At 34.1% G+C, this 13,775-nt stretch carries 17 protein-coding genes; 4 read left to right on the top strand and 13 right to left on the bottom strand.

Annotation, left to right across the window (positions count from 1 at the left end; all coding sequences use genetic code 11):
- Both ACH2BV_RS04700 and ACH2BV_RS04695 read right to left on the bottom strand, forming a co-directional pair.
- Window positions 1-255 (bottom strand): autorepressor SdpR family transcription factor, encoded by a 255-nt coding sequence (locus ACH2BV_RS04700; RefSeq protein ID WP_395049566.1) that lies wholly within the window; start codon window positions 253-255, stop codon window positions 1-3.
- An 88-nt stretch (window positions 256-343) separates the two neighbouring features.
- Entirely contained in the window at window positions 344-1,627 is a 1,284-nt protein-coding gene (locus ACH2BV_RS04695) for an MFS transporter (RefSeq protein WP_395049565.1), read from the bottom strand.
- Window positions 1,628-1,729: 102 nt separating this feature from the next.
- On the opposite strand from ACH2BV_RS04695, the gene bshC reads away from it, so the two are divergent.
- From bshC to ACH2BV_RS04680, 3 genes are all read left to right on the top strand, one after another.
- Entirely contained in the window at window positions 1,730-3,322 is a 1,593-nt protein-coding gene (bshC, locus tag ACH2BV_RS04690) for a bacillithiol biosynthesis cysteine-adding enzyme BshC (RefSeq protein ID WP_395049564.1), read from the top strand.
- 37 nt (window positions 3,323-3,359) lie between these two features.
- Window positions 3,360-4,631, top strand: a complete 1,272-nt coding sequence (locus ACH2BV_RS04685; RefSeq protein WP_395049563.1) for an acyltransferase family protein — start codon at window positions 3,360-3,362, stop codon at window positions 4,629-4,631.
- 112 nt (window positions 4,632-4,743) lie between these two features.
- On the top strand, window positions 4,744-5,163 hold the full coding sequence (locus ACH2BV_RS04680; RefSeq protein WP_395049562.1) for a nucleoside-diphosphate kinase: 420 nt from the start codon (window positions 4,744-4,746) through the stop codon (window positions 5,161-5,163).
- Window positions 5,164-5,292: 129 nt separating this feature from the next.
- Here ACH2BV_RS04680 and ACH2BV_RS04675 read toward each other — a convergent pair whose 3' ends face one another.
- Both ACH2BV_RS04675 and ACH2BV_RS04670 read right to left on the bottom strand, forming a co-directional pair.
- Window positions 5,293-5,589 carry a DUF721 domain-containing protein gene (locus tag ACH2BV_RS04675; RefSeq protein ID WP_395049561.1) on the bottom strand — a complete coding sequence of 99 codons (297 nt, stop codon included), beginning with the start codon at window positions 5,587-5,589 and terminating at the stop codon, window positions 5,293-5,295.
- Window positions 5,570-6,013 (bottom strand): lipocalin family protein, encoded by a 444-nt coding sequence (locus ACH2BV_RS04670; RefSeq protein WP_395049560.1) that lies wholly within the window; start codon window positions 6,011-6,013, stop codon window positions 5,570-5,572. Before ACH2BV_RS04670 ends, ACH2BV_RS04675 begins: the two co-directional genes overlap by 20 nt.
- A 190-nt stretch (window positions 6,014-6,203) precedes the next feature.
- On the opposite strand from ACH2BV_RS04670, the gene ACH2BV_RS04665 reads away from it, so the two are divergent.
- A complete protein-coding gene (locus ACH2BV_RS04665; protein ID WP_395049559.1) occupies window positions 6,204-7,274 on the top strand; it encodes a serine hydrolase domain-containing protein in 1,071 nt (356 codons plus the stop codon).
- A 189-nt stretch (window positions 7,275-7,463) separates the two neighbouring features.
- On the opposite strand, the gene ftsY is transcribed toward ACH2BV_RS04665, so the two are convergent.
- The 9 genes from ftsY to ACH2BV_RS04620 all read right to left on the bottom strand — a co-directional run bounded on the left by ftsY (window position 7,464) and on the right by ACH2BV_RS04620 (window position 13,774).
- Window positions 7,464-8,417, bottom strand: coding sequence for a signal recognition particle-docking protein FtsY (gene ftsY, locus ACH2BV_RS04660; protein WP_395049558.1), 954 nt, complete (start codon window positions 8,415-8,417; stop codon window positions 7,464-7,466).
- Between the two features lie 167 nt (window positions 8,418-8,584).
- A complete protein-coding gene (locus tag ACH2BV_RS04655) occupies window positions 8,585-8,737 on the bottom strand; it encodes a DUF4295 domain-containing protein (protein ID WP_395049557.1) in 153 nt (50 codons plus the stop codon).
- A 76-nt stretch (window positions 8,738-8,813) separates the two neighbouring features.
- Window positions 8,814-9,002, bottom strand: a complete 189-nt coding sequence (gene rpmG, locus ACH2BV_RS04650; RefSeq protein WP_194310820.1) for a 50S ribosomal protein L33 — start codon at window positions 9,000-9,002, stop codon at window positions 8,814-8,816.
- 23 nt (window positions 9,003-9,025) lie between these two features.
- On the bottom strand, window positions 9,026-9,262 hold the full coding sequence (gene rpmB / locus ACH2BV_RS04645; protein WP_395049556.1) for a 50S ribosomal protein L28: 237 nt from the start codon (window positions 9,260-9,262) through the stop codon (window positions 9,026-9,028).
- Window positions 9,263-9,333: 71 nt separating this feature from the next.
- Window positions 9,334-10,587 (bottom strand): competence/damage-inducible protein A, encoded by a 1,254-nt coding sequence (locus ACH2BV_RS04640; protein ID WP_395049555.1) that lies wholly within the window; start codon window positions 10,585-10,587, stop codon window positions 9,334-9,336.
- 81 nt (window positions 10,588-10,668) lie between these two features.
- Window positions 10,669-11,013, bottom strand: coding sequence for an Hpt domain-containing protein (locus ACH2BV_RS04635; RefSeq protein WP_395049554.1), 345 nt, complete (start codon window positions 11,011-11,013; stop codon window positions 10,669-10,671).
- Window positions 11,013-11,624: a fumarylacetoacetate hydrolase family protein gene (locus ACH2BV_RS04630; protein ID WP_395049553.1), complete on the bottom strand. Its 612-nt coding sequence runs from the start codon at window positions 11,622-11,624 to the stop codon at window positions 11,013-11,015. Before ACH2BV_RS04630 ends, ACH2BV_RS04635 begins: the two co-directional genes overlap by 1 nt.
- Before the next feature lie 18 nt (window positions 11,625-11,642).
- The gene (locus ACH2BV_RS04625; RefSeq protein ID WP_395049552.1) at window positions 11,643-12,419 is read right to left on the bottom strand and encodes an exonuclease domain-containing protein; all 777 of its coding nucleotides are present in this window, start codon (window positions 12,417-12,419) and stop codon (window positions 11,643-11,645) included.
- Window positions 12,420-12,553: 134 nt separating this feature from the next.
- On the bottom strand, window positions 12,554-13,774 hold the full coding sequence (locus tag ACH2BV_RS04620) for a dihydrolipoamide acetyltransferase family protein (RefSeq protein WP_395049551.1): 1,221 nt from the start codon (window positions 13,772-13,774) through the stop codon (window positions 12,554-12,556).
- Window position 13,775: the final 1 nt, after the last annotated feature.

Below are 13,775 nucleotides of genomic sequence, written 5' to 3'. Positions count from 1 at the left end.
TTATTTTTTAAAAGTTAAAATCCATTGCAAAACGTCTTCCATAATTGTAGTGTTTAAAGAGTAAATAACAAATTGCCCTTTTTTTTCGGAAGAAATTAAATCGGCACGTTTCAAAATATCCAAATGGTGAGAAATACTGGGTTTCGAAATATTAAAATAATCTGCTATTTCACCAGCAGACAAATCTTTAACTTTCAAAAGTTCCAGAATTTCTCTTCTTGTTGCGTCATTTAATGCTTTGAAAATAGCATTCATTGATTTTTGTTTATATATTTAGACAAATATCTAAATGTTTAATCAATAATCAAAGTAAAATTGGAATTAATTTAAAAATACGATTAAATCAAAATTGATGATCCTTTTTACGAATCAGCAAAAGCGAGAAGAAAGTCATCACCGCAGCAGCCGATAAATAATAACCCACATAGGTAATTCCATAATTTTTGGCAATCCAAATAGCGATTATGGGAGCAAAAGCAGCACCAAATATTCCTGCAAAATTAAATGTAAGTGAAGCACCAGAATAACGCACTTCTGTTGGAAAAAGTTCCGAAAGAAAAGTTCCTAACGGTCCGTAAGTCATTCCCATTAATGTCATTCCCAAACATAAAAATAATGTGATTAGAGTTGTATTTCCAGAACCAAGCAGCGAAGAAAAAAACAATCCAAAAATGGCAATGGCAATTGAAATTACAATCAGCACGAATCTTCGTCCAAATCTATCGGCTAAAACGGCAGATACAGGAATCGATATTCCAAAAAACACAACCGAAAAAAGCTGCATAATCAGGAAGTCACGTCTTGTGTAACCTAAATCTGAAGTAGCCCAACTTAAAGAAAAAACAGTCATCAAATAAAAAGTAACAAAGGTGGTAACTGCGGCAAGAGTTCCAAAAACAAGTTCGCGTTTGAACGACTTCAATAAAGTTACCAAAGGAATTTTTATCAGTTTTTTAGTTTCTAAAGACGCCAGAAAAGATGGTGTTTCGGTAATTTTCAAACGAATATAAAATCCAACCACCACTAAAATAGCACTTGCTATAAAAGGAATTCTCCAACCGTAATCAAAGAATTGCTTGTTTGTCAAAGTGTCGCTCAACAAAATGAAAGTTCCGCCGGAAAGCAACAAACCAATGGGTGCACCAAGCTGAGGAAACATTCCGTACCAAGCGCGTTTTCCCGGAGGTGCATTTTCTATTGCCAATAAAACAGCTCCACCCCATTCTCCGCCAAGTCCTAATCCCTGACCAAAACGGAAAAGCATCAATAATAAAGGAGCGGCAATTCCGATGCTGGCATAAGTCGGTAAAAAACCAATGGCAACGGTCGAGATTCCCATCGTTAACAAGGCAACAACCAAGGTGGTTTTTCGTCCAATTTTATCGCCATAATGTCCAAAAACAGCTGAACCAATTGGGCGCGCAAAAAAAGCAATAGAAAAAGTAGCCAGAGATTCAATCGTAGAAATCGTAGGATCAGTTCCAGGGAAAAACAATTGTGGAAATACCAAAACGGCTGCATTGGCATAAATATAGAAATCAAAAAACTCAATGGTGGTGCCAATTAAACTACCAAAAAGTACGTGTTTTAATGAATTTACCTTATCAGGATTAGAATTGTCTTTCATAGGAATATTATAATATTTCGATAAAAATGATGTTATTTTTCGAAAGTAACAAATATTTAGTTCCAATAATTTTTGGTAATTTAGCATCAAATAAAATTCATTATGCCAACTGACTGTATTAGCTATCAAAATTCTGGTTATTTCTCGCCTCTGATGAATGATTATTTAGACCAAAAACCTAATTTGCAGTCACTTTACAATCGGTTTCCATATCTTGAAAATTTTGAAGCACAAATTCAGGAAAAACAAGAAAATTTTAATGCTAAAAACAGAACAGTTTTAGTTTCAGTTTTGAAAGAACAATATTCAAAAATTTCATCTTCAGATTTAACCAAACAAAACATTGAAGCACTATTAAGCTCAAGTACTTTCACAATTACAACCGGTCACCAGTTGAATTTATTTTCCGGTCCTTTGTATTTTTTGTACAAAATAATTTCGACTATCAATTTAGCAAAGGAATTAAAGACTAAATATCCTTCACACCACTTTGTTCCCATTTATTGGATGGCAACCGAAGACCACGATTTTGAAGAAATTAATTATTTCAATTTCAAAAGTCGAAAATTCCGCTGGAACAAAGAAAGTAAAGGGCCTGTTGGACGATTATCCACTGAAGGTCTAGCTGATTTTTTTGAAGTGTACGAACGTGAACTAGGTTCCGGAACTAATGCTGATACCATTAGAAAACTTTTTCAGGAAGCGTATTTATACCATTCCACTTTGGCTGATGCCACTCATCATTTGGCAAACGCTCTTTTTGGTCAATATGGTTTAGTTATTCTCGACGCCGATAATCAAGATTTAAAACAAGCTTTTATTCCTTATATAAAAGAAGAATTAGTACGGCAAACTTCCTATAATAAAGTTATTGAAACGACCAAAAAACTAAAAAACTATACTATTCAGGTCAATCCAAGAGAAATCAATTTATTTTACCTGGAAGACAATTTGCGAGCACGTATTATTTTAGAAAAAGGAAAATACAAAATAAACAATACCAAAATAGAATTCACGGAAAGCGAAATTCTTTCTTTATCAGAAAACCATCCCGAGAAATTTAGTCCTAACGTGATTATGCGTCCGTTATATCAGGAAGTGATTTTACCCAATTTATGCTACATTGGCGGAGGCGGAGAAATCGCGTATTGGCTCGAACTGAAATCTTTTTTCGATGCGGTAAAAGTTACTTTTCCAATACTTTTGCTGAGGAATTCTGTGGTATTGGCAACCGAAAAACAGGTCGCAAAAGCAGACAAATTAGGATTAAGTTGGAAAGATCTATTTTCCAAACAAAATGATTTGGTCAATGCTAAAACAACGCAATTGTCTGAATTTCCTATCGATTTATCGATTCAAAAAGAACACCTTCGAAAACAATTCGAAAGCTTATATGAAATTGCACTTCAAACCGACAAATCCTTTATTGGTGCTGTAAAAGCACAGGAAGCCAAACAAATAAAAGGCTTAGAAAATCTGGAAAAACGTTTGCTGAAAGCTCAAAAGCGGAAATATTCTGAAACTTTAGAGCGAATTATTGATTTACAAAACGAATTGTTTCCCAATCAAAGTTTGCAGGAACGCCAAGCTAATTTTTCGGAATTTTATTTAGAGAATGGAGAGAATTTAATAGAAAAATTAATACTGAAACTAAAACCTTTGGATGCTAATTTCGAAATACTAACACTTCGTTAAAAAAAGAAAAGAATATTCAATTTTAACCAAAAAACCTATGATTAAAGAGCGTTTAACTTCACTAGATGTATTCAGAGGCTTTACTATAATGATGATGACCATTGTCAATAATCCGGGAAGTTGGTCGTCTATTTATCCACCTTTGGAACACGCAGAATGGAACGGTTGCACCCCAACTGATTTAGTTTTTCCCTTCTTTATATTTATAATGGGAACGGCAATTCCTTTTGCTATGCCGGCAAAAGTGTTTGGTCCGGCTACCTTCAATAAAATAATGGTACGCTCACTGAGAATATTTTGCTTGGGATTATTCCTGAATTTTTTTAGCAAAATTGAACTTTTTGGATTGGAAGGAATTGCGTTATTAATAGGTAAATTAGTGCTGACTTTTGCAGTAGCTTATGCATTGCTGGGAACCTTTAGCACAAAAATTAAAATGGTTTTGGCCTTTTCTGTTCTAGGTATTTTACTCTTTTTAGCTTACAGCGGAATCGAAGCCTATCAGGATGTCAGAATTCCTGGAGTTTTACAACGAATCGGGATTGTCTATTTCTTCACATCACTAGTCTATTTAAAGGCAAATCTGAAAACACAAATCTTGGTGGTTGCATCGCTTTTACTAATTTATTGGGGTTTAATGACACTCGTACCCATTCCAGGAATTGGAGCAGCAAATCTGGAAAAGGGAACCAATTTATCAGCTTATATCGACGGTCTGTTCTTAAAAAACCATATGTGGAGTCAGTCAATAACTTGGGATCCGGAAGGAATTTTAAATACGATTCCGGCAATCGCTTCCGGTATAATGGGAATGCTGATTGGACAAGTATTGAATCAGTCGTTGCCGAAACTTGAAATCGTCAAAAAAATGAGCGTAATTGGACTTGTTTTAGTAATCCTTGGATTAATCTGGAACATCGTTTTTCCAATAAACAAATCACTTTGGACCAGTTCACATGTTATATATACAGCCGGATTAGCAAGCCTTTGCCTTAGTTTATTATATTATATAATTGAAATTGCTGATTATAAAAAATGGACTAAATTGTTCTTAATTTGGGGCGTGAACCCAATGATTGTGTTCTTTTTTTCAGGAATAATTCCCAGAGTACTCACGATGATAAAAGTGGAACACCCAGGAATTCCGAATGAACCATTAGGCTTTCAAAGCTATTTTTATAATTATGGTATCACTCCTTATTTCGTAAACCCAATGAATGCCTCTTTGGCTTATGCACTGATTTACGCTATTTTTTGGTCATTTATTTTATGGATTTTATATAAAAACAAGTTGATATTCAAAGTGTAATATTTAGAAACATCTTTATTAATACCAAATAACAAGCATTTTCTTGTTGATTTATTAAAATCAATTCATAAAAAAGTCTATTTTTGCACAAAATTTAAAAAAAATAAAAAAAATGGCAACAAATAGAACTTTTACAATGATCAAACCTGATGCGGTTGAAAACGGACACATCGGAAATATATTGGCAATGATTACAAATGCAGGTTTCAAAATCGTTTCATTGAAACTAACACAATTAACTATTGCTGATGCAAAAGCCTTTTATGCTGTTCACGCTGCAAGACCTTTCTACGGAGAATTAGTAGAATTTATGACTCGTGGACCAATCGTTGCCGCAATTTTAGAAAAAGAAAATGCTGTTGAAGATTTCAGAATTTTGATTGGAGCAACAAATCCAGCTGAAGCTGCTGAAGGAACTATCCGTAAAGCATATGCCACTTCTATTGGCGAAAATGCAGTTCACGGTTCTGACAGTGATGAAAATGCAGCTATCGAAGGTGCTTTTCATTTTGCAGGAAGAGAGCAATTCTAGTATTCAGATAGCAGATTTCAGATAGTAGAACGCAGTTGGAAATCTATAAAATACAAATCCCATCCCGATTTTTTTATCTGGATGGGATTTTTTATTTCTGAAATCTGCAAACTGAAACCTGCAAACTGATTATCTCAAAACAACATCTTTAACAACATCACGTCGCAATTCTTCGTTAATCATAGCAACAATTTTTGACTTCCCATGGCTTAATTCTTCCCTCAAAACCGCCGAAGAAAGCTCTACATACAAAGTACTTCCTTTTAAAACCACATTCTTGGTATAATGATTTACGCCATTGCCCATAAGATTTTTCCAAGCATCTTTTACATCGATTTGGTCCATTCCGGGTTGCAGTTTGTTGACTTGGATAATTTGTTTCAAAACATCACCAACAGTACTTTGATTATTTAATCTTTTTGCCATCTCCTTCTAAATTTATTGGTGCTGCTTTTTTATAATGATATTCCTTATTCTCGGCATTTTTAAAAACCAATTTATCCTTGGAAATCGCAATCAATTCCTCAGACCATTTGGCATATGGAGTTGCATAATCCAAGAAAACTTTATCATTTTCAAATCGGACAGCCACATCTTCTTGTGAATCATTCACTAAAAAAGTACCATCCAATTGTGGCATCACTTTCTTCCTGAAACCAGTATTGTTTTTGCCCATTTCGAAATAATCGTAACTCTCGTTTATGGTGTAATTTTTATCTTTTTCCTGGTCAAAAACTACTTTCTCAATTTCCCAATAGCCATTAATTTTGGGTATATCTGATGGCACAATCTTTTGCTGACAAGAAATAAAAAGAAATGAAACGAATAAAAATCCAACTATATTCTTCATCTATGATATATTTTTTTAGATTGTCATTGCGAAGAATGAAGCAATCTGCTAGGGTTTTTGAATCAAAAAGACTTATTCTTTTCTCCCACAAAGTTAATCTTCTTAAGCTCAAATAAAAGAAAAATAAATAAAACTCGTTAAACTATTTTGTATATTTTTGGTCTTACCGTTCAAAACAATTCACTATAATATGACTAAAATAATTTATAGTTTACTAATCGCATTCTTGTATATCAGTTGTAGTTCTGAAAACGTACAACCGATACCTCCTTCAACAGAAACAATGTATTTCCCTCCAGTAAACGGCAATGTATGGGAAACAAAATCAATCGCAAGTCTGGGTTGGAAACAAACAGCCGTACAACCACTTTTGGATTATTTAGAACTCAAACATTCAAAAGGTTTTATCATTTTGGTTAACGGAAGAATTGTTTTGGAAAATTATTTCAACGGACATTCCGCTTCGACGAGTTGGTATTGGGCAAGTGCTGGCAAAACCTTAACGTCAACAATCACTGGGATTGCACAACAGGAAGGTTTGATAAACATCAATAACAATGTTTCTGACTATATTGGAACGGGCTGGACGAGTTTGCCATTGGCAAAAGAAAATTTAATTACAAATAAGCATTTGCTAACCATGACTTCAGGTTTAGAAGATATTGCCAATGGTGATGCCGTTGATCCTGCTAGTCTAACCTATAAAGCTGATGCAGGAACTCGCTGGGCGTATCATAATGTTTATGTAAAATTGCAAGATGTCATTGCTCAGGCAAGCAGTCAAAGTTTTGAAAACTATTTCAATTCAAAACTAAAAACCAAAATTGGAATGGATGGATTGTGGTTTACTACCGGAAACAATTCAGTTTTTGCCAGTACAACACGAAGTATGGCTCGTTTTGGTTTACTAATGATAAACAAAGGAAAATGGGAAAACGACATAATTTTAAATGAAAATTATTTCAATGAAGCTACAAATACATCACAAAATATCAATCTTTCTTATGGCTATTTGTGGTGGCTGAACGGGAAAACAAGTTATCATTTGCCACAATCCCAACTACAACTACCCGGGAGTATAATTCCTTCAGGACCAAATGATATGTTTATGGCTTTGGGTAAAAACGACCAAAAAATCTACGTGATTCCCAGTAAAAAAATGGTAGTCATTAGAATGGGTGAGGCCGCTGACAGTGTAAATCTGGCTTTATCCAGTTTTGATGATGTGCTTTGGCAAAAAATAAATGCTTTATACCAATAGAAATATTATCTATTATTTCTTCTTATAAAAAACCCAACAATAAAGAAAATAGCACCAAAAAATAGCAAAATATAATACAACACCATGTTTTTATCTCTGACAACATTTGACAAAACAAAGCATATAACACTCACTAAGTAAAGGTAAATTGGCGGAATATTTTTTATAGAAGTAAAATTCATTGAACTGTTATTTAAAGAAACTATCTACGAATTCATATTTGTTAAACACCTGTAAATCTTCTATTCCTTCCCCTACTCCAATGTATTTTACTGGAATTTTGAATTGATCTGAAATCCCAATAACCACTCCGCCTTTGGCAGTTCCGTCAAGTTTTGTGACTGCAAGTGAAGTCACTTCGGTAGCAGCAGTAAATTCTTTGGCTTGTTCGAAAGCGTTTTGTCCTGTTGAGCCATCAATAACCAATAAGACATCGTGTGGCGCATCAACAACAACTTTTTGCATCACGCGTTTCACTTTTGTCAATTCGTTCATCAGGTTGATTTTATTGTGCAAACGTCCCGCTGTATCAATAATAACAATGTCGGCATTTTGAGCAACTGCTGATTGCAATGTATCAAAAGCTACTGAAGCCGGATCACTTCCCATATTTTGTCTAACGATGGGAACACCAACTCTGTCAGCCCAAATTTGCAATTGGTCAATTGCTGCTGCACGAAAAGTATCGGCTGCGCCAAGAACAACTTTATAACCTGCTTTTTTGAATTGGAATGCTAGTTTACCAATAGTAGTGGTTTTCCCCACACCATTGACACCAACAACCATCAAAACATAAGGTTTTGTATTACTTGGAATAACAAATTCAGTAGCTTCTCCGGAATTAGTTTCTGAGAGTAAACCTGCAATTTCTTCGTGAAGAATTTTATTGAGTTCTTCTGTTCCAAGGAATTTATTTTCAGAAACGCGTTTTTCTATTCGGGTGATGATTTTTAGAGTTGTATTCACACCAACATCCGAAGAAACAAGTATTTCTTCCAGATTATCCAGAACCTCGTCATCAACCTTTGATTTTCCTGCAACGGCTTTGGTTAACTTGGAAAAGAAAGATGCTTTTGATTTCTCTAGTCCTTTATCTAGCGTTTCTTTTTTCTCTGAAGAAAATATTTTTTTAAAAAAACTCATTATGGTATATAATTTACGGTATGCAATTTACGAACGGGTTATTCAAAATTATTAATCTATTGTAAATTAGATCATACGATGACAGCAATCCATTTCGATGGTAAATATAAAAAATAAAAAAGCTACTTCCGAATGAAAGTAGCTTTTCTATATAATGCGATTGTTAATTATTTCTTTTTCAAGAACTCATCAACTAATTCAGGTGCCATAATAGATTCTACGAATGTATATGCGCCAGATTTTGGAGATTTCACCATTTTGATGGCTTTTGATAATCTCTTAGAAGATGTCTGTAAGGATGCTACGGTTTTCTTTGCCATGATTCAAATGTTATTTATGTTTTAAAAAAATCTCCAAATGTGATTCATTTGAGATTTAGAATAAAATCTCTAATTATTATTTAATTTCTTTATGAACTGTTACACGTTTCAAGATTGGATTAAATTTTTTAATCTCTAATCTGTCTGGAGTATTTTTCTTGTTCTTTGTTGTGATGTATCTTGAAGTCCCTGCAACACCTGATGTTTTGTGTTCAGTACATTCTAAAATTACCTGGATTCTATTTCCTTTACTTTTCTTTGCCATCTTGATATATATTTAGAAATGGATTATTTAATAAATCCACCTGCTTGTGCTTTTTTCAAAACTGCAGTGATTCCATTTTTATTAATTGTTTTTACCGTAGATGCAGCTACTCTTAGAGTAATCCATCTATCTTCTTCTGGAAGATAAAAACGCTTTTTAACTAAGTTAACAGAAAATTTTCTCTTAGTTTTATTCATAGCGTGAGAAACGTTATTTCCTACCATCGCTCTTTTACCTGTAAGGTCGCAAACTCTTGACATTATCTTATCTTTTATCGTTATTCAAATCGAGGGTGCAAAGAAAAGAAAAATAAACCTATTTAGCAAAAAAATTATTGCACATTTTTTAAAATTTCTTTCCGCAACATTTCTAAACTCTTCATCACTGTTCTATCTATCACTTTTTCACGGGGTTGACCAAAATTAAATTCTTCAATTATTACTTCATTTGGTGTTGCCAATGCTATAAAAACAGTTCCAAGCTCGGCTTTCGAATCTCCTTTTGATGGTCCGGCATTTCCAGTGGTGGCAATAGCATAGTCGGTTTTCATTATCTCTTTGACATTAATTGCCATTTGTTTTGCCACTTCAGCACTTACCACAGAATGTTCTTTGATTAAATCTTCTGAAAGCCCCAAAACAGATGTTTTTATTTCAGTAGCATACGTAACTACACTTCCTTTAAAATAATTTGAAGCACCAGAAACGGATGTCAAAACCTGAGCGATTTTTCCTCCTGTACAACTTTCAGCAGTCGAAATCGTTTTGTTTTGTTGCGTCAGAAGCCTTCCTAAAACTGTTTCAAGCGTTTCATCATCATCAAAACCTACTATAAAATTTCCAATTATTTTAGATAATGAGATTACATTTTCTTCAATGTATTTTTCTAAAATTTCTTTATCAGCTCCACGAGCAGATAGTCGCAAACGCACACTTCCTAGACTTGGTAAATAAGCTAATTTTATAAACTCTGGCAAATCATTTTCCCAATTCTCGATGGTTTCTGACAATAAACTTTCACCAATTCCATAGGTCAAAATCGTTTTATGGATGATGTAAGGTCTTTTATATTCGGCAACAATCTTTGGTATGATTTCGTTTTCAACCAAATATTTCATCTCGAAAGGGACTCCCGGAAGCGAAATAAAGACAGTATTTTCTTTTTTTATCCACATTCCTGGTGCTGTTCCCACTTGATTGTGAAGTACAGTGCATTTTGAAGGAACTAAGGCTTGATCTTTATTAATTTGTGTGATAGCGCGTTTGTAAAAACCCTCAATAAGTTTCGTGACGTGCTGGAGAACCTCATCATTAAAAACAAGCTGGTCTTCAAAATAATCGCAAAATGTTTTTTTGGTAATATCATCCTTGGTTGGCCCAAGTCCACCAGTAATAACAACTAAATCGACTGTATTTTGGAACTTTGAAAAGGTTTCCAGAATGTGTTGCTTGTTATCACTAATTGAAATCATTTCGTGAATTTCAACACCGATTCTGTCTAATGATTTGGCAATAAAAGCTGAATTTGTATCGACAATTTGTCCTATTAAAATTTCGTCGCCTATAGTAATTATGGCTGCTTTCATTTTAGATATTAATTTAGTCTGGAATTATTGAAATAGAAAAAATATTAAAAAAGTTTTAATTTGAAGAAATCAAAAGGCAATCTATAAATCAAAATCTTTTTTCAACTCTTTTATAGCATCCTCCACTTGATGTTTGACACTCTTAAACGTTTCTTTTATTTCTTTCTTTTCGCCTTCCGCTTTTGTCCAAGCTTCGACTTGAAGAATTTCTTCAAAAGCCACTTTTAAACCAAGTAGATCGAGTGATGGTTTAACTTTATGTGCATAAGAATAAGCATGTTTATGATCTTTCTTTTTAATTCCTTCTTTGATTTCCGCTAAGTCTTCAGGGATTTCAGTGACAAATAACGTTACTATTTGGAGAACAAATTCCGGATCGTTATCTGAAAGTGCGTACACTTTTGCTAGGTTGTAATGTAGTGCCATTATTTTATTTTTATACTAAATAGTTTATGTCCTTCTAAAAATCCTTCCAAGAAATCTTCTGATTTTACAGCTGCAACTCCTTCTGGAGTTCCGGTAAAAATAATATCACCAATTTTTAAAGTAAAATATCGAGAAATAAAGGAAATTAGTTCGTCAATCTTCCACAACATGTGACTGGAATTGCTTTTTTGAACGGTCTTATTGTTGTTCGTCAATTCAAAAGTAATATTTTCTAATGAATTAAATTGACTTTTTGGCAAAAATTCTCCTATGACTGCTGAACCATCAAACGATTTCGCTTTTTCCCAAGGCAATCCTTTAATTTTTAATTGTTCTTGTACGTCTCGTGCCGTGAAATCAATTCCCACACTAATTTCATCATAATACTTGTGAGCAAACTTGGCATCAATGTGTTTTCCAACTTTGTTTATTCGAACAATAATTTCTATTTCGTGATGAATATCCTGCGAAAAATCAGGAATCACAAAAGGATGCTGTTTTAATAATACTGCCGAATCGGGTTTCATAAAAATAACAGGTTCCGTTGGCCTTTCATTTTTCAACTCTTCAATATGATTGACGTAATTTCTCCCGATGCAGATAATTTTCATATTCTTAAATTCAAAAAATTAATTCAATTTAGTATTTAATTTTCTCAACTTGATTGCCGTCAAAACTTTCTTAGTGTATAAAGGAAAATCCGCGTTTTGTATCCAACTGAAATAACCCGGCTCTGTTTCTAAAACCTTATCTACTTTTACTCCTTTGTGTTTTCCAAAAGCAAAAATTTCGTCGCCATCTTCATCAAAAGCAATCATTCCGGCAAAATCGGCAATTTTTTTTCTGGTAGTAAATTCTGATAATGATTTTATGTCGTTTTCAAGTTCCGGATATCGATCTAATTGGGCTAACATAATTTCATATGTTGCCATTGTATCAGCTTCTGCAGAATGGGCATTTTCGATTTTTTTATTACAATAAAATTTCAAAGCTGCGCTCAAAGTTCGTTCTTCCATTTTATGAAAAATAGTCTGGACATCTACCGAAACTCGGTTTTTCATGTCAAAATCCACTCCGGCACGAAGCAATTCTTCAGCTAATAATGGAATATCAAAACGATCCGAGTTATAACCCGCCAAATCTGAATCTTTAATCATATTGTAAACCTGTGAAGCCAATTCGTTGAATGTTGGTTCGTTAGCTACTTTTTCATTGCTGATTCCGTGAATGGCCGTAGATTGAGGAGGAATTGGAATAGTTGGGTTGACCAACCAGGTTTTGCTTTCTTTATTTCCGTTAGGAAAAACTTTGAAAATTGATATTTCAACAATTCGATCTTTAGCGACATCAATTCCGGTGGTTTCTAGGTCGAAGAAACAAATTGGTTTATTAAGCTTGAGCTCCATTTTTTAATTTTAGAATGACAAATATATCTTTTTGAACTTACCGTTCATCGATTGTTTAAAAAAGTTTTGGACAAAATTAAAAAACCCAACAAGTCGAAAAACAGTCGGGTTTAAGTATTAAAATTTACTTCATATTAAAAATCGCTATCTGCATCAAAAGCTTCAAGATAATCCGCAACGCGTTTTACAAAACTTCCACCCAATGCACCATCTACAACACGATGGTCATAACTGTGAGAAAGGAACATTTTTTGGCGAATGCCAATAAAATCTCCTTCGGGAGTTTCGATAACTGCTGGTACTTTTCGAATTGCGCCAAGAGCCAAAATTCCCACTTGCGGTTGATTGATAATTGGCGTTCCGAAAACACTTCCGAAAGTCCCCACATTAGTTACAGTATAAGTTCCACCTTGTGTATCGTCTGGTTTAAGTTTCCCTGCTTTTGCCCTGCCTCCTAAATCATTCACAGCTTTTGCCATTCCAACTAAATTCAATTGGTCTGCATTTTTAATAACCGGAACAATTAAGTTTCCGTTTGGCAATGATGCCGCCATTCCAAGGTTTATATTTTTTCTTTTTATGATAGTGTCACCATCAACAGAAATATTCATCATTGGGAAATCTTTCAAAGCTTTGGCAACCGCTTCCATAAAAATTGGAGTATACGTTAGCTTCTCGCCTTCTCTTTTTTCGAATGCAGTTTTTACTTTTTCTCTCCATTTCACAATATTCGTCACATCGACTTCTATGAACGATTGAACGTGAGCTGAAGTTTGCACCGACGCCACCATATAACCTGCAATCAGCTTGCGCATTCTGTCCATTTCTATAATTTCGTCTCCACCGTTTATAGAAACTGGAGTGACTGTCTGTGACTTATTAATTATAGTTTGCTGCTGAAGAGCTGGTTTTACTGACTCGATTGCATTTGGCGTTTCAGCCCCTTTATTTTTTATATAATTTAAAATATCTTCTTTAGTAACTCTTCCTTCTTTTCCTGAACCTGAAATATTTTCTAATTCAGCAACCGAAATACCTTCTTCTTTAGCAATGTTTTTTACCAATGGAGAAAAGAACTTTTCAGAAGATGAAAAATTAATTGGAGTTGAAACTGTTTCTTTGGCGATTTCAATACTTTTTTCAATTACTTCCACCTCAACTGGAGCAGCAATTTCTTGATTTGGAGTTTCTGAAACGGAATCGACTTCGGTTTCAATAATTGCAATAGTTTGCCCTACCTGAACCAAATCATCTTTTCCAAATAATTGCTCCACTAAAACACCTGAAACTTCGCTTGGCACTTCGCTATCGACTTTATCAGTAGCGATTTCAAGCACAGCTTCGTCGGCTTCAATT

The organism is Flavobacterium sp., from assembly GCF_043780635.1.
Lineage (GTDB): Bacteria > Bacteroidota > Bacteroidia > Flavobacteriales > Flavobacteriaceae > Flavobacterium.
Note: the sequence above shows the minus strand (reverse complement) of the source record. Positions and strands in the feature narration are given on the sequence as shown.

What these genes read in the sequence shown, in the direction of transcription:
- ACH2BV_RS04700 (WP_395049566.1), bottom strand. Translation starts at nt 255, where the DNA reads ATGAATGCTATTTTCAAAGCATTAAATGACGCAACAAGAAGAGAAATT.
- ACH2BV_RS04695 (WP_395049565.1), bottom strand. Translation starts at nt 1,627, where the DNA reads ATGAAAGACAATTCTAATCCTGATAAGGTAAATTCATTAAAACACGTA.
- bshC (WP_395049564.1), top strand. Translation starts at nt 1,730, where the DNA reads ATGCCAACTGACTGTATTAGCTATCAAAATTCTGGTTATTTCTCGCCT.
- ACH2BV_RS04685 (WP_395049563.1), top strand. Translation starts at nt 3,360, where the DNA reads ATGATTAAAGAGCGTTTAACTTCACTAGATGTATTCAGAGGCTTTACT.
- ACH2BV_RS04680 (WP_395049562.1), top strand. Translation starts at nt 4,744, where the DNA reads ATGGCAACAAATAGAACTTTTACAATGATCAAACCTGATGCGGTTGAA.
- ACH2BV_RS04675 (WP_395049561.1), bottom strand. Translation starts at nt 5,589, where the DNA reads ATGGCAAAAAGATTAAATAATCAAAGTACTGTTGGTGATGTTTTGAAA.
- ACH2BV_RS04670 (WP_395049560.1), bottom strand. Translation starts at nt 6,013, where the DNA reads ATGAAGAATATAGTTGGATTTTTATTCGTTTCATTTCTTTTTATTTCT.
- ACH2BV_RS04665 (WP_395049559.1), top strand. Translation starts at nt 6,204, where the DNA reads ATGACTAAAATAATTTATAGTTTACTAATCGCATTCTTGTATATCAGT.
- ftsY (WP_395049558.1), bottom strand. Translation starts at nt 8,417, where the DNA reads ATGAGTTTTTTTAAAAAAATATTTTCTTCAGAGAAAAAAGAAACGCTA.
- ACH2BV_RS04655 (WP_395049557.1), bottom strand. Translation starts at nt 8,737, where the DNA reads ATGGCAAAGAAAACCGTAGCATCCTTACAGACATCTTCTAAGAGATTA.
- rpmG (WP_194310820.1), bottom strand. Translation starts at nt 9,002, where the DNA reads ATGGCAAAGAAAAGTAAAGGAAATAGAATCCAGGTAATTTTAGAATGT.
- rpmB (WP_395049556.1), bottom strand. Translation starts at nt 9,262, where the DNA reads ATGTCAAGAGTTTGCGACCTTACAGGTAAAAGAGCGATGGTAGGAAAT.
- ACH2BV_RS04640 (WP_395049555.1), bottom strand. Translation starts at nt 10,587, where the DNA reads ATGAAAGCAGCCATAATTACTATAGGCGACGAAATTTTAATAGGACAA.
- ACH2BV_RS04635 (WP_395049554.1), bottom strand. Translation starts at nt 11,013, where the DNA reads ATGGCACTACATTACAACCTAGCAAAAGTGTACGCACTTTCAGATAAC.
- ACH2BV_RS04630 (WP_395049553.1), bottom strand. Translation starts at nt 11,624, where the DNA reads ATGAAAATTATCTGCATCGGGAGAAATTACGTCAATCATATTGAAGAG.
- ACH2BV_RS04625 (WP_395049552.1), bottom strand. Translation starts at nt 12,419, where the DNA reads ATGGAGCTCAAGCTTAATAAACCAATTTGTTTCTTCGACCTAGAAACC.